A 12,337-nucleotide genomic window follows, 5' to 3' on the forward strand; every position below is an offset into this window, starting at 1 on the left:
TTCGCGTCAATAACCGTCAGGCGTCCTCTCGGCGTGGCGGCGCGGACACGCCGGACGCCTCACGGCTGCTGCCGCTCCAGTGCCGTCGGCCGCTGGGTTCGGCGATTGCGGGCGTTGCCCGGAAATGGCCCGATCGGTGGACGCCGAGAATTGTCAGACCCCCTCGATAACGTCGCCGGTATGGATCTCGACGTCTTCTGGGGACTGCTCGACCAGTCGGCTTCCGTCACCTCTGACCAGTGCGAACGCCGTGAGTGGCTGGCGTCGCGGCTCGCGTTGCTGCCGCCTGGTGACATTTGCGGGTTCGAGACTTTGTTGTCGGCGTCTCGTGGTCGTGTGAACACGTTCTCGCACTGGCACGCGGCTTATGTGTTGTGCGACGGGTTGTGTTCTGCGGAGCGGTTCTTCGCGTTCCAGTCGTGGCTGGTCGGGCTGGGCCGGTCGGTGCTGGCGTCGGTGGCGGCGTGTCCGGACGCACTGGCGGAGGTGCCGGCGGTGCGGACGTTGCTGGCGGTGGGCGCCCAGTCGTGGCCGGACGCGGCGTGGCCGGTGTGGGAAGGGCTGGACCGGGTGCCGCACGACGCGTTCTTCACGGCGACCGGGCAGTCGCTTCGCGGGGCACTGGCGGCCCTGGGGCACGTGCCGGTGACGGACGCGGGCCCGTTCACGGGTCCGGTGTGGGACCTGGACTCCCCGCTGGAGGCCGCGGTGCGGTTACCGAGGCTGTGGGAACTCGCGACCGGCCTGTCAGAGGCGGCCTGACCAGCACGGATCCGGAGGCTCCCAAAATTGTCAGACCCCCTCGCTAGCGTGCTCGACATGGACCTGAACGCGTTCTGGGCCCTGGTGGAGTCCTCTGGTGCGGAGGCTCGTGACCAGGACGATCGGCTGGAGCGGCTGACCGCCGCGCTGGCCGCGCTGCCTCGTGCCGAGGTGGTGGAGTTCGCGCTGCGGCTCGACGAGGTGCGACGTCGGGTCGACACGTGGGCGCACTGGCAGGCGGCGTACGTGATCTGCGGCGGCCTGTGCTCGGACGACGGGTTCTTCTACTTCCAGGCCTGGCTGGTCGGCCAGGGCCGGGAGGCGTTCGAGGCGGTGGCGGCCTCGCCGGACGCGCTGGCGTCGCTGCCCCACGTGCGGCTGCTGGCCTCACGCGGCGGCGTGCACGCGTGGGCGGACGACGACTGGCCGGACTGGGAGGGCCTCGACCACGTGGCGGCCGAGGCGTTCGACGGCGACCTGGACGCGGAGCTGGCCTCACGCGGCCTGGAGTTGCTCACGTCGCCGGAACCACCGGGCGAGCAGTGGGACTTCGCGGACCCGGCGGAGATCTCCGCGCGAATTCCGCAGTTGGGCACGTTGTTCGGAAAGGTGGCGTGATGGACGTCGGTGTCGACGTGGTGGTGTGGCGGGCGCCCGGCCCGGCGTCGTCCGCAGAAGCGGCGGCCCGCTACGCCGAGCTGCGCGCGTCACCGCTGGGCGCCTTCGACCCGGCGGTGGCGGCGTTCGTGCGGGAGCTGCGGCAGACGTCGCCAGACCCGTCATCCCCGGTGTCGTGGGACGAAGCCCTCACGGTGGGGAACGACGCCGTGATCGTGCACGTGGTGTGGCCGACCCGCCGCCAGGTGCTGGACCTGGTGGCGCTGCTGGCCGAACGGCACGGCCTCGTGTGCTTCGAGCCGTCGCGGGAGGTCGCAATGTCCTGACCCGCCAGCGCCGTCGCATCGCCGGTAGTGGCACACGAGCGGCAGGCACCGGACGGAACGTTCGCTGACGTTGCCCCAAGCGACATCCGCGATCGGGCTGTCCGGGATGAGGAGCAAATGCGCCTCGTCCCGATGTCCCGCCGCAAGGCCGTCGTGGAACACGACACATCAGTGGCGGTCGTGTCCACGTAGACGGTCCAGAGTCATTCGCCGGCCTCCCGGATCGTGGATGCCTCCACGCGGCGCGATCAACCTGACCCGCCTGGGTTCCGGTGGCGCCTCGATCGGCACACGCGACCAAGCGAGGCGGCCCGTGGCTACGGGCGTACCAGGCCGTGACGCCTCAACGCGGCACAGCCTTCGTGCCCGAAGACCGCGTTCGAGGCAGCGCGGTCCCGGATCACGAGCCGGCGCGCCAGGCAGCGATGTCCTGGCGCAACGAGGTCTTCGTGTCCTCGGGCGCGAAGGAGGCGTCGACGGCGTTGGTGGCGATGCGCGCGAGTGCGTCGTCGTCGAAGCCGAGGACGTCGCGCAGGAGCCGGTACTCGCTGGTGAGCGTGGCGTCGGTGGAGGAAGGGATGTCGGTGCTGAGCGTCACGACCAGCCCGGCGTCGATGAGCAGTGGCAGCGGATGAGAGGAGACGGATTCGACCAGTCCCAGCGCGACGTTGGACGAAGGGCACACTTCGAGCGGTATGGCGCGGTCCCGCAGCAGCTTCAGGACTTCCGGATCCTCAAGCGCGCGGAACCCGTGTCCGATCCGGTCGGCGAGCCCGACGGCAACGGCCTCGGCAACGCTCGCCGCCCCGCAGGACTCCCCCGCGTGGTGCACGAGCCCGACCCCGGCCTCCCGCGCGGCCCGGAACACACCGGCAAAGGGAGCCAGCGAGTAGTCCTCAGCACCGGCCATCCCGATGGCCACGACCTGAGGATGCGCCAGCGCAAGCCGGAGCGAGGCCTCGAACCGTTCAACCGACCGCTTCCTGGGGTGGTCCACGATCACACGGCATTCAATGCCGTGGGCGGCCTGCCCTGCGGCGAGCCCGGACAACACCGCCTCGAGCGGCATGTCCGGATCCCCGAGCCGTTCCCCGTGCGCTGCCGCGGTGAACGTGACCTCGGCATAGCGAGTCCCCTGCGCTGCTTCCTCGGCGCAGAACTCGTAAGCGATCCGGCTGAAGTCCTCAGCTCGCCGCAGGCAGTCCCGCACGGCCCCGTTGTGCGCGGCAAACGGAGCAAACCCTGCAAACCCCCCATCGTGCACCGGCACATCAACCCCGTGCTGATCAGCAAGCTCGGCAACCGTGCCGGCCAACACAGTGCTCTCCAGATGCACATGCAGGTGAGCCTTGGGCAACGCAACAAGATCACGCATGACCACCGACGCTACCCAGCCCCAAACCCCACCGCCCGCGATTTTTCCCCGCTCCCACCACCACCCGGACGAGTGAATCCCGTCCGGATCCACGCCTGAGCCCGTCTGGTAGATGTCCGGAATTCTTGATCAACTCACCTCCGCAAGGAAGGAGGAGCGCGGGGCTGCGGACAAGGAGGCCAGGCGTGGTATCCCGACGGCGCACTACCGGGCACGCCCACCAGCGATGCACGAACCCGACCAACTCCAGCTACTCACGCAGGCCGACGCCGGCCAGGCAAACCGGCACCGGCCCACAGGAACGGCACCAGCACGTAGAACGGACCCCGACGGGCAGCCCGGACCCGATGGGCATCCCAGGCCCGACGGACAGACCGGGCCGGGCATGTAAAACGGACCTGGCATGTAAACGACACCGGCGCAGCCACCCGCTCACAACCCGAGCCGCCCTGCACTGAGCCACCCCTGCCCCGACTCACTCGGTACCAAGCCGCCCGACCCCGAGCCGCTCAGCGAGGAAGGCCACCGCACTGCAGATCTCGCCTTCAGGCACGTCGCCGTGCCCACCGGGATTGGCGTGCAACGCCTTCTCACGGGACGCGAACGCGTCGAACATCGCCAGCCCGGCCTCACGCGCGATCAGCTGGTCGTCCCACTGCAGGAGAAACCGCATCGGCACCGTCACGCCCGCCGCGGCCAGCGCCAGCTGTTCGGTCCTGCCCACCAGCCCGAACACCGCCGCCACCACCCTGGGCTCGGCCGCGACCAGCTCGATCCCGATCACGCTGCCCATGGACATCCCCCAGAACCCGGCCCCGCCCCCGCTGCTGATCTCGGGCAGCTCCAGCACCTCGTCGAGCACGGACCGCCACTCGGGAACGGCTTGGCGCGCAAGGCTCGCGTTGTACTCGGCGACCAGCTCGCCGGCGTCCTGACCCGCGGCGACCCGCGACCTGATCCCGGCCACCATCCGTTCGTCCTCCGCGGACCGCGGCCGCTCGCCGTGTGCGGGCGCGTCGAGCGTCACGACCGCCATGCCCGCGGCCACGCACCGCGCCGCGTGATCGACCGACCGGGGTGCTCGCTTGTGCTGGCCGCCGCCGTGCGCGCCCAGCACGAGTGGCGAGGGGGCGTCGGTGGCGGCTGGGGTCCAGAGGACGCCGGGGACGCCGTCGTGGACGAAGTCACGTCCGGTGACGCCGTTCGTGGTCGTTTCGGAGAGAAAGCGCATGATCGATCGCCTTTCGGGTGGCTGCTGTGAGCGCTCCCGCGGCGACGCGCGACTGAAGGCGTCAGGCCCGAAGTGTGGAGGAGCGCCCATCTGGGGTGACCGCGTTGATGGGACTCACCTCCTCGAGTTGATCGCGTGGCGCGACCCTATCAAGCGGTCACCGGTCCGGTCGTCGGAATTCGGCAGGACCGGGCATCTGCGGCCGAAAGGACGTTCGCGGCAGGACAGTCTCCTTGGCAGGGCAAGACCCGCACCAGGACAACACCCGTGGCAGGGCGGCGGTTGCGACCGCGCGACGTTCTCGGCCTGGGCAACGGTTGCAGCCGAGGGATGTCCGCGGCGAGGGCAACAGGTGTGGCGGGCGATGTTCGCGGCACGACGACGCAGAGCCAAGAGCGACCGTGACCGGAAATCGGCCTCGCCAGCAGAACCCAATGACACGACCCCCCACCGCGCCAACTCCGATCACCACCACCGCCATCGCCTCACCACGATCGCCTCACCACGATCGCCTCACCACGATCACCTCGCCGCCACCATCTCGCGCCCACCACCACCGCGTTCCCGCCCCACCGCCACCACCACGGCATCACCGCCGCCACCGCGGCGTTCCGCACCCTCCCAGCCCACCGCCCGAATTCCGGGCGACACCGCCACCACCCCGCCGCTAGGTTCCGGTGCCATGCCTGATGTTGTGCAAACGCGCCACGGCGCGACGGTCCTCATGTGCGCCCCCGACGGTCCGCCCATCCACGACGAGCAGTCCGCTGTGGACTTGATCGGCACGTTGTGGGGGCAGGACGTGCAGTGGTTGGTGCTGCCCGTGCAGCGGCTGGCCGAGGACTTCTTCGTCTTGCGCACGCGCGTGGCGGGCGCGGTGGTGCAGAAGTTGCAGCAGTACGGGTTCCGGGTGGCCGTGGTCGGGGACATCGCCGCACACGTGCAGGCGAGCACGGCGTTGCGGGACTTCGTGTACGAGTCGAACAAGGGTCGGCAGCTGTGGTTCGTGGCGGACGAAGAGGAGCTGGACGCGCGACTGAGCGCAGCCGCCTGACCACGAGCAAGACACGCCACCCTCTATTGCAACTCACTGGCAATAGCTAGGCTCCGTTGTATGGAGATTCGCCGTTCCCTGACGAGCCACGCCGGCCCGCGCCGATCGCCCCACGAGGTCCTGCGGCGCCTCGCTGAACGCGTCGGCCCGGATGTCGCGCCCGAGGATCCGGTGCGAGAGCTGGAGGAACGGGTCGCGAACCTGCTGGGCAAGCAGAAGGCGTTGTTCTTCCCGTCGGGGACGATGGCGCAGCAGGTGGCGTTGAGGGTGCATGCCGAGCGGCGCGGCAGGTTCGCGTTCTCCCACACCCGCAGACGCATCTGCAGGTGTGGGAGAACCAGGGGTACAGCGCCGTGCACGGCCTGAGGTTCCACGCGGTGGGCGACTACAACGCGCTGCTCACGCTCAAAGACCTCCAGGCCGTGCACGAGCCGCTCGCAGCCGTGGTGATCGAGCTGCCGCAGCGTGACATCGGCGGGCAGCTGCCGACGTTGGAGGAGCTCCAAGCGCAAACCGAATGGGTGAAGCGGGCTGGGGCGGCGGCGCATTGCGACGGTGCGCGGTTGTGGGAGGCGCAGACCGGGTACGACGCGGAGCTGCACGAGATCGCGGGGCTGTTCGACACCGTGTACGTGTCGCTCTACAAAGGACTCGAAGGTGTCCGCGGCGCGGTGCTGGCCGGGGATGCGGAGACGATCGGGCACGCGGCGGTGTGGCGGCGGCGGTTGGGTGGTGCGATCGCGGACGCGTGGCCGTTGGCGGCGATCGCGTTGATGGGCATGGACGAGAACCTGCCGCGGATGGCGGAGTTCGCGGCTCACGCGCGGGCGCTGGCGGAGGCGATCAACGCCGACGGGTTCGCGCACACGACGCCCGCCGAACCGGCCACTCCCCTGTTCCACGTTCATCTGCCTCTGTCGAAGCGGGATGCGGAACAGGCCGCGAGGAACCTGCTGGAGGAGACGGGGATCAAGTTGTTCCTGTACGCGCGGTCCAGCCCGGATCCAGGGCGGTGCCGCTTCGAGATCAGCGTGGGGATCGATGCGCTGGGGTTCGCGCCGCGCGAGGTCGCGGAGTTGATCAGAGGTCTACGATCGCGGGTGTGAGCCTGCCTGAACCCGTCGCGCACGCGCTGGTGCGGGTGTCGCACTCGGTGCTGATCGACGGTGAGGCGCTCGCGCGCGTGCGGGAGCGGTTCGACGACGAGCAGGCGGCGTCGTTGAGCGGGTATCTGCGCAGTGCGCAGTCGCCGAACACCGTGCGCGCGTACCGGTCGGACTGGATCGCGTGGGCGGGCTGGTGCCAGGCCGAGGGGCGGCAGGCGTTGCCGGCGGATCCGCTGGACGTGGCGGTGTACCTGGCGGCCGCGGCGGACACGGTCAAGGAGGACGGGTCACCGGCGTTCGGGGCTTCCACGTTGGAACGCAAGTCGGCGGCGATCGCGGCGGTGCACGCGGCGAACGGGTTGCCGAGTCCGACGCGCAGTGACGTGGTGCGGCTGACGCTCAGAGGTATCCGGCGCACACGCAAGTCGCAGCCCAGGCGCAAACGGCCGGTGTTGCTCGACACGCTCGAAGCTCTGCTCAACGAGCGTCCGGCGGAAGGGCCCGCACGGGCGAGGGACGCGTTGCTGCTGCTCGTGGGGTTCGCGGGGGCGTTGCGGCGCAGTGAGCTCGCGCAGATCGAGTTCGAGGACGTGAGCGTGGACGTGGATCCGCGCACGCACGAGCCGTTGTTGTTGATTCGGCTGGGGACGACGAAGACCGATCAGACGGGCCGTCATCAGCAGTCGGTGGTGTTGCCTCGCGGGAGTCGTCGTCCGACGTGCCCGGTGTGCGCGTTCGCGGACTGGGCGGACGTGCTCGACGGCAAGGACGTCGCCGAGACGGGCCTGCACCGCTGCCACTCCTATGCCCAGCCACCTCGTCAGGGCGCGGTGTTCCCGGTGATCAACCGGCACGGCGGCATCGGGTCGCAGGCGATGTCGGGGCGTGCGGTGGCGGAGCTGGTGAAGCGGTACGCGCTCAAGGCGGGGCTGGATCCGGCGTTGTTCGGCGGGCATTCGCTGCGGGCGGGGTTCGCGACGCAGGCGGCGCTGGGCGGGGCGAGCGATCGGGAGATCATGCGGCAGGGCCGGTGGACCAACCCGCGCACCGTGCACCGCTACATCCGGACGGCGAACCCTCTCGAGGACAACGCGGTCACCCGTTTAGGCCTGTGAATTTGTGACCCAGATCTCAGGTCGCGAGGTTAACTGTAAACAAGATCCCCTCCGGTAGGGCTGCACCAACCGGAGCAGCGGACTGGACCGTCCGCACGGCTGAACCCGAAAGTTTCCGCCGTGTTTCCACACTGGTTGAGCTGCTCTTTTGTTCCACCATCCGGACAAAAGACGGTCTCCTGACCAGCACTGCTACGCGATTTGTGAAGCAATCTCGCATCTTGGGAGTGGCTGGTTCCATGCACTGAGCGCAATACGATCACCACGCCCGGTCATCGACGATGGTCGGGATGTTCCACGGTGATCGACCCGGCACCCCTGTAACGCCGGGGCGAGCACCCCCTGCACCGGAACAAGGAGCGTTCATGAAACGCACGACCCTGGGCATCACCACCGCCCTGGCGTTGGCCGCCACGGGCACGCTGGGTGCCAACGCGGCACCGCAGCCGGTGAACCCGTTGCTCGCCAAGGCTGACGCCCTGCACGCGGCGGCCCAGCAGGCGGGGACGATCTCCTCCGCCCTCGGCCTGTCCGGCGGCGAGCAGCTCGTGCCCCGTGACGTCGTGCGCGACGCCGACGGCACCCACCACCTCCGCTTCGACCGGACCCTCAACGGCCTGAAGGTCACCGGCGGCGACCTCGTCGTCACGCAGAAGGCAGGCCGCCTCACCGGCGTCACCAAGGCGTCCGAGGCCGCCCTCGCAGGCCTCGACACCACCGCACCCGCCACCGCGGCGGCCGCCGGAGCCACGCTCGTCGTGTTCGCCCTCGACCACGCCCCCGTGCTGGCGTGGGAAACGGTCCAGCACAGCGTCAAGGACGACCAGACGCCCAGCGAGCTGCACACGTTCACCGACGCGAAGACCGGTCAGACGCTGCTGTCCTACGACGACGTGCACAACGTCGAGGGCACCGGCCAGTCCACCTACACCGGCACCGTCAAGCTCAACACCACCCAGGCGGGCAGCACGTTCCAGCTCAAGGACCCGGCACGCGGCAACCAGGCCGTCAACAACCTCAACAACGGCTCCGGCACGGGCACCCTGTTCACCGACGCCGACAACAAGTGGGGCAACGGCACCTACACCGACAAGGCCACCGCGGGCGTCGACGCCGCCTTCGGTGCCGCCCAGACGTGGGACTACTACAAGAACGTCCACGGCCGCAGCGGCATCAAGAACAACGGCGTGGGCGCGCTGAGCAAAGTCCACTACGGCAACAACTACGTCAACGCCTTCTGGTCGGACTCCTGCTTCTGCATGGCCTACGGCGACGGCGCACAGAACCGCAACCCGCTGACCTCGATCGACGTCGCCGCGCACGAGATGTCGCACGGTGTCACCTCGGCCACCGCCGGCCTGGTGTACTCGGGTGAGTCCGGCGGCCTCAACGAAGCCACCAGCGACATTTTCGGCTCCACCACCGAGTTCTACGCCGCGAACACCGCCGACGCCGGCGACTACCTGATCGGCGAGAAGATCAACATCCGCGGCGACGGCAAACCGTTGCGCTACATGGACAAGCCCTCCAAGGACGGCCGCAGCCTCGACTACTGGACCTCCAGCGCGGGCAACGTCGACGTGCACTACTCCTCCGGCATCGCCAACCACTTCTTCTACCTGCTGTCCGAGGGCAGCGGCCAGAAGACCATCAACGGCGTCGCCTACGACTCCCCCACCTACGACAACCAGCCTGTCACCGGCATCGGCCGCGCCAAGGCCGAGAAGATCTGGTACCGCGCGCTGACCACCAAGTTCACCTCCAGCACCAAGTACGCCGCCGCCCGTACCGGCACCCTCGCCGCCACGGCCGACCTCTACGGCGCGAGCAGCGCCGAGTACGCGGCGGTCGACCGGGCCTGGGCCGCGGTGAACGTCAAGTAGAAGACCCTCCACGAAAAGACGCCGAGGTCCGGACCGACCCCCTGCACGGTCCGGGCCTCGGCACATCCCTGTCACGAGCCCGCTGATCAGGGCTCCAGATCGGTCGCCGCCAGGAACGACCCGTCCATGTAGAACGGCACCGACTGGTGCTCGTGCGTCACCAGCCACCGCCCATCACGCCGTCGCAGCCCCACGGTCGTGCGCGTCCACATGGAGAACCCTTCCGGATAGCCCACCGGCACCGCCGCCAGCCGCTGCAGACCGTGCACGAACGCCACGTCACCGGACACCGCGACCTGCAGGTCGCGGTGCTCGACCGTGATCGGCCCGTCGAACCCCGCCATCCACCCCGCGAGGGCCTCCGGGTCGCGCGCGTCCAGGCCGGTGTTGCGCAACGGCGGTGCCAGCGTGAACGTCACCGCGTCCTCGGCGTACCGCGCGACGACACGCGACGGCGAACGGTCCCGCATGCCCTCCACGAGCGCGGTGAACAACGCCCGGATCTCCACCTCGTCCTGCACCAGCGTGTGAGTCATCTCGAAACCTCCGTCGCAGTCGGCTGACACACCGATGTCGAAGCACGGCCCGCGGTCTCGACATGGCGGTGAGAAGATTTTTGGAAGCCCAGCAGCGGAGGCCGGAAGTGAAGTACCTGATCCTCATCTACAGCAACCCCAAGTCGCGGGCCGCGTGGGACAAGCTCACCGACGAGCAGCAGATGCAGTTCGGCCAGGCCCACTACGACCTCACCGACAAGCTGCGCGCGTCCGGGGAGCTGATCGCGAGCGAAGGCCTCCCCGGGCCCGAGACCGGCAAGGGTGTGAGCATCCGCAACGGCGAGGTGGTGGTCACCGACGGGCCGTTCGCCGAGGCCAAGGAGTACCTGGCCGGGTTCTACCTCGTCGAGGCCGACACGATCGACCAGGTCATCGCCCACGCGGCGACGCTGCCCGACGCGCACAACGACGGCATCGAGGTCCGGCCGGTGTGGGACATGTCGATGCTGGACGACATGTGACCGACGCACCGCGGATCGAGGGCCTGCTGCGCGAACTGGCGCCGCAGGTCCTCGGCGTGCTCGTGCGCCGACACGGCCAGTTCGACGTCTGCGAGGACGCCGTGCAGGAAGCCCTCCTCGGCGCCGCCCAGCAGTGGCCGGAAGAAGGGGTGCCCGACAACCCCAAGGGCTGGCTCATCACCGCCGCGTCCAGACGGTGGATCGAGCAGTACCGGTCCGACGTGGCACGCCGTCAGCGCGAGGACAAGGTCGTCGCCCTGACCCCTCCGCCGGCGGACCCGGTGCCGGCGCAGGACGACACCCTCACGATCCTCGCCCTGTGCTGCCACGAGTCACTCACCACCGCCTCGCAGATCGCCCTCACCTTGCGCGCGGTCGGCGGCCTCACCACCGCGGAGATCTCACGGGCGTTCCTCGTGCCGGAAGCCACCGTGGCGCAACGCATCAGCCGCGCCAAGCAGAAGATCAAAGGCACGAAGTTCAGGGCACCCAAGGACCTCACGGCCGTCCTGCACGTGCTGTACCTGATCTTCACCGAAGGCTCCACCGCGAGCTCCGGCGACGACCTGGTCCGCGTCGACCTCACCGCCGAGGCCATCCGCCTGACCCGTCAGCTGCACAAACGCAGGCCCGACGACGGCGAACTGGCGGGACTGCTCGCGTTGATGCTGCTCACCGACGCCCGCCGGCCCGCCCGCACCGACCCCCACGGCGCCCTCATCCCGCTCGCCGAGCAGGACCGGGAGAAGTGGGACACCACCGCCATCGCCGAAGGCACCGAACTCATCAAGAACGCCCTGCAGACCGCCCAGATCGGCCCCTACCAGCTCCAAGCCGCCATCGCGGCCGTCCACGCCGACGCCAAAACCGCCGACGACACCGACTGGCACGAAATCCTCGGCCTCTACGAACTGCTCACGGTCACCGCGCCCGGGCCGATGGTGTCACTGAACCGGATCGTCGCCGTCGCCATGGTCCACGGCCCGCAACAGGCCCTCGACGAACTGTCCACACTGGACCTCGACCACCACCGCGTCCACGCCGTCAAAGCACACCTCCTCGACCTGCGAGGAGACCACGACGCAGCCAGAGAAGAGTACGAGAAGGCCGCGAAACGAACACTGAGCGTGCCCGAACAGCGCTACCTCAGGTCCCGGTCGCGCCGCCCACGGTAGCGTCCGACGACGGCTCCTCCTGCGGCGGCGCCTTCGGCACCACGCCCGTCAGATCACCACCGTTGTCGTTGATGCGCAACACGAACGGCCGCGTCTGCGTGTACTGCACCACCGAAATCGAACACGGGTCGACGACGATCCGCTGAAACCCGTCCAGGTGCACACCCAGAGCATCAGCGAGAACCGACTTGATCACATCACCGTGCGAGCACAACACCCACACCGCACCCGGCCCGTGCTCCTCCGTGATCCGCGCGTCGTGCGCCCGCACCGCCGCAACAGCACGAGCCTGCACAAAAGCCAGACCCTCACCGTCGGGGAAGATCGCCGCCGACGGGTGCTGCTGAACGACCGCCCACAACGGCTCGTTCAGCAGATCCTTCAACGCCTTGCCGGTCCACGCCCCGTAGTCCACTTCGGACACGTCCGGCTCCGCGACCGCCTCGAGAGCACGATCCGCCAGCAACGGCGCCAACGTCTCCTCGCACCGCTGCAACGGAGAAGACACCACCGCACTGATCGGGATGTCCCGCAACCGGCCGACGAGCGCCGCGGCCTGAGCCTGCCCCCGCTCGTCCAACCCCACACCCAACGACCTCCCGGCGAGCACACCGGAACCGTTGGCGGTCGAACGCGCATGTCGAAGCAGGATCACCGTGGCCACAACGTCCACC

At 69.1% G+C, this 12,337-nt stretch carries 15 protein-coding genes; 10 read left to right on the forward strand and 5 right to left on the reverse strand.

The features are described 5' to 3' along the window. Window positions 1-180: 180 nt before the first annotated feature. From ACFOWZ_RS44225 to ACFOWZ_RS44235, 3 genes are read left to right on the forward strand one after another with little or no spacing between them, the layout of a single operon-like run. A complete protein-coding gene (locus ACFOWZ_RS44225; protein WP_382380101.1) occupies window positions 181-762 on the forward strand; it encodes a DUF4240 domain-containing protein in 582 nt (193 codons plus the stop codon). Window positions 763-819: 57 nt separating this feature from the next. Then, complete coding sequence (locus ACFOWZ_RS44230) at window positions 820-1,380, forward strand: DUF4240 domain-containing protein (RefSeq protein ID WP_382380103.1); 561 nt, start codon at window positions 820-822, stop codon at window positions 1,378-1,380. After that, the gene (locus ACFOWZ_RS44235) at window positions 1,380-1,706 is read left to right on the forward strand and encodes a hypothetical protein (protein WP_382380105.1); all 327 of its coding nucleotides are present in this window, start codon (window positions 1,380-1,382) and stop codon (window positions 1,704-1,706) included. The genes ACFOWZ_RS44230 and ACFOWZ_RS44235 overlap by 1 nt, the downstream gene beginning before the upstream one ends. 400 nt (window positions 1,707-2,106) lie before the next feature. Here the strand turns inward: ACFOWZ_RS44235 and add are convergent, their stop codons facing one another. The 3 genes from add to ACFOWZ_RS44250 all read right to left on the reverse strand — a co-directional run bounded on the left by add (window position 2,107) and on the right by ACFOWZ_RS44250 (window position 4,996). After that, window positions 2,107-3,081 carry an adenosine deaminase gene (gene add, locus ACFOWZ_RS44240; RefSeq protein ID WP_382380107.1) on the reverse strand — a complete coding sequence of 325 codons (975 nt, stop codon included), beginning with the start codon at window positions 3,079-3,081 and terminating at the stop codon, window positions 2,107-2,109. Window positions 3,082-3,556: 475 nt separating this feature from the next. Next, window positions 3,557-4,312 (reverse strand): alpha/beta hydrolase, encoded by a 756-nt coding sequence (locus ACFOWZ_RS44245; RefSeq protein WP_382380109.1) that lies wholly within the window; start codon window positions 4,310-4,312, stop codon window positions 3,557-3,559. A gap of 522 nt (window positions 4,313-4,834) precedes the next feature. Further along, a complete protein-coding gene (locus ACFOWZ_RS44250) occupies window positions 4,835-4,996 on the reverse strand; it encodes a hypothetical protein (protein ID WP_382380111.1) in 162 nt (53 codons plus the stop codon). Between ACFOWZ_RS44250 and ACFOWZ_RS44255 the strand changes: the two genes are divergently transcribed. The 5 genes from ACFOWZ_RS44255 to ACFOWZ_RS44275 all read left to right on the forward strand — a co-directional run bounded on the left by ACFOWZ_RS44255 (window position 4,995) and on the right by ACFOWZ_RS44275 (window position 9,470). After that, a complete protein-coding gene (locus ACFOWZ_RS44255) occupies window positions 4,995-5,366 on the forward strand; it encodes a DUF4180 domain-containing protein (RefSeq protein ID WP_382380113.1) in 372 nt (123 codons plus the stop codon). The genes ACFOWZ_RS44250 and ACFOWZ_RS44255 overlap by 2 nt on opposite strands. 60 nt (window positions 5,367-5,426) lie before the next feature. Continuing rightward, window positions 5,427-5,732: a beta-eliminating lyase-related protein gene (locus ACFOWZ_RS44260; RefSeq protein ID WP_382380115.1), complete on the forward strand. Its 306-nt coding sequence runs from the start codon at window positions 5,427-5,429 to the stop codon at window positions 5,730-5,732. Beyond that, window positions 5,693-6,472 carry a threonine aldolase family protein gene (locus ACFOWZ_RS44265; protein ID WP_382380117.1) on the forward strand — a complete coding sequence of 260 codons (780 nt, stop codon included), beginning with the start codon at window positions 5,693-5,695 and terminating at the stop codon, window positions 6,470-6,472. Before ACFOWZ_RS44260 ends, ACFOWZ_RS44265 begins: the two co-directional genes overlap by 40 nt. Continuing rightward, window positions 6,469-7,587, forward strand: a complete 1,119-nt coding sequence (locus ACFOWZ_RS44270; protein ID WP_382380119.1) for a site-specific integrase — start codon at window positions 6,469-6,471, stop codon at window positions 7,585-7,587. Before ACFOWZ_RS44265 ends, ACFOWZ_RS44270 begins: the two co-directional genes overlap by 4 nt. A 365-nt stretch (window positions 7,588-7,952) precedes the next feature. Then, a complete protein-coding gene (locus ACFOWZ_RS44275) occupies window positions 7,953-9,470 on the forward strand; it encodes a M4 family metallopeptidase (RefSeq protein WP_382380121.1) in 1,518 nt (505 codons plus the stop codon). A gap of 86 nt (window positions 9,471-9,556) precedes the next feature. On the opposite strand, the gene ACFOWZ_RS44280 is transcribed toward ACFOWZ_RS44275, so the two are convergent. Further along, the gene (locus ACFOWZ_RS44280; RefSeq protein WP_382380123.1) at window positions 9,557-10,006 is read right to left on the reverse strand and encodes a YybH family protein; all 450 of its coding nucleotides are present in this window, start codon (window positions 10,004-10,006) and stop codon (window positions 9,557-9,559) included. Between the two features lie 107 nt (window positions 10,007-10,113). Here ACFOWZ_RS44280 and ACFOWZ_RS44285 point away from each other — a divergent pair, with 107 nt between their 5' ends. Together ACFOWZ_RS44285 and ACFOWZ_RS44290 are read left to right on the forward strand one after the other, a co-directional pair. Next, window positions 10,114-10,488, forward strand: a complete 375-nt coding sequence (locus tag ACFOWZ_RS44285; RefSeq protein ID WP_382380125.1) for a YciI family protein — start codon at window positions 10,114-10,116, stop codon at window positions 10,486-10,488. Next, complete coding sequence (locus ACFOWZ_RS44290) at window positions 10,485-11,663, forward strand: RNA polymerase sigma factor (protein WP_382380127.1); 1,179 nt, start codon at window positions 10,485-10,487, stop codon at window positions 11,661-11,663. The genes ACFOWZ_RS44285 and ACFOWZ_RS44290 overlap by 4 nt, the downstream gene beginning before the upstream one ends. Here the strand turns inward: ACFOWZ_RS44290 and ACFOWZ_RS44295 are convergent. Further along, window positions 11,635-12,327 carry a histidine phosphatase family protein gene (locus tag ACFOWZ_RS44295; RefSeq protein WP_382380129.1) on the reverse strand — a complete coding sequence of 231 codons (693 nt, stop codon included), beginning with the start codon at window positions 12,325-12,327 and terminating at the stop codon, window positions 11,635-11,637. The genes ACFOWZ_RS44290 and ACFOWZ_RS44295 overlap by 29 nt on opposite strands. Window positions 12,328-12,337 lie beyond the last annotated feature (10 nt).

It is taken from the genome of Lentzea rhizosphaerae, assembly GCF_042649515.1.
Lineage (GTDB): Bacteria > Actinomycetota > Actinomycetes > Mycobacteriales > Pseudonocardiaceae > Lentzea > Lentzea aerocolonigenes.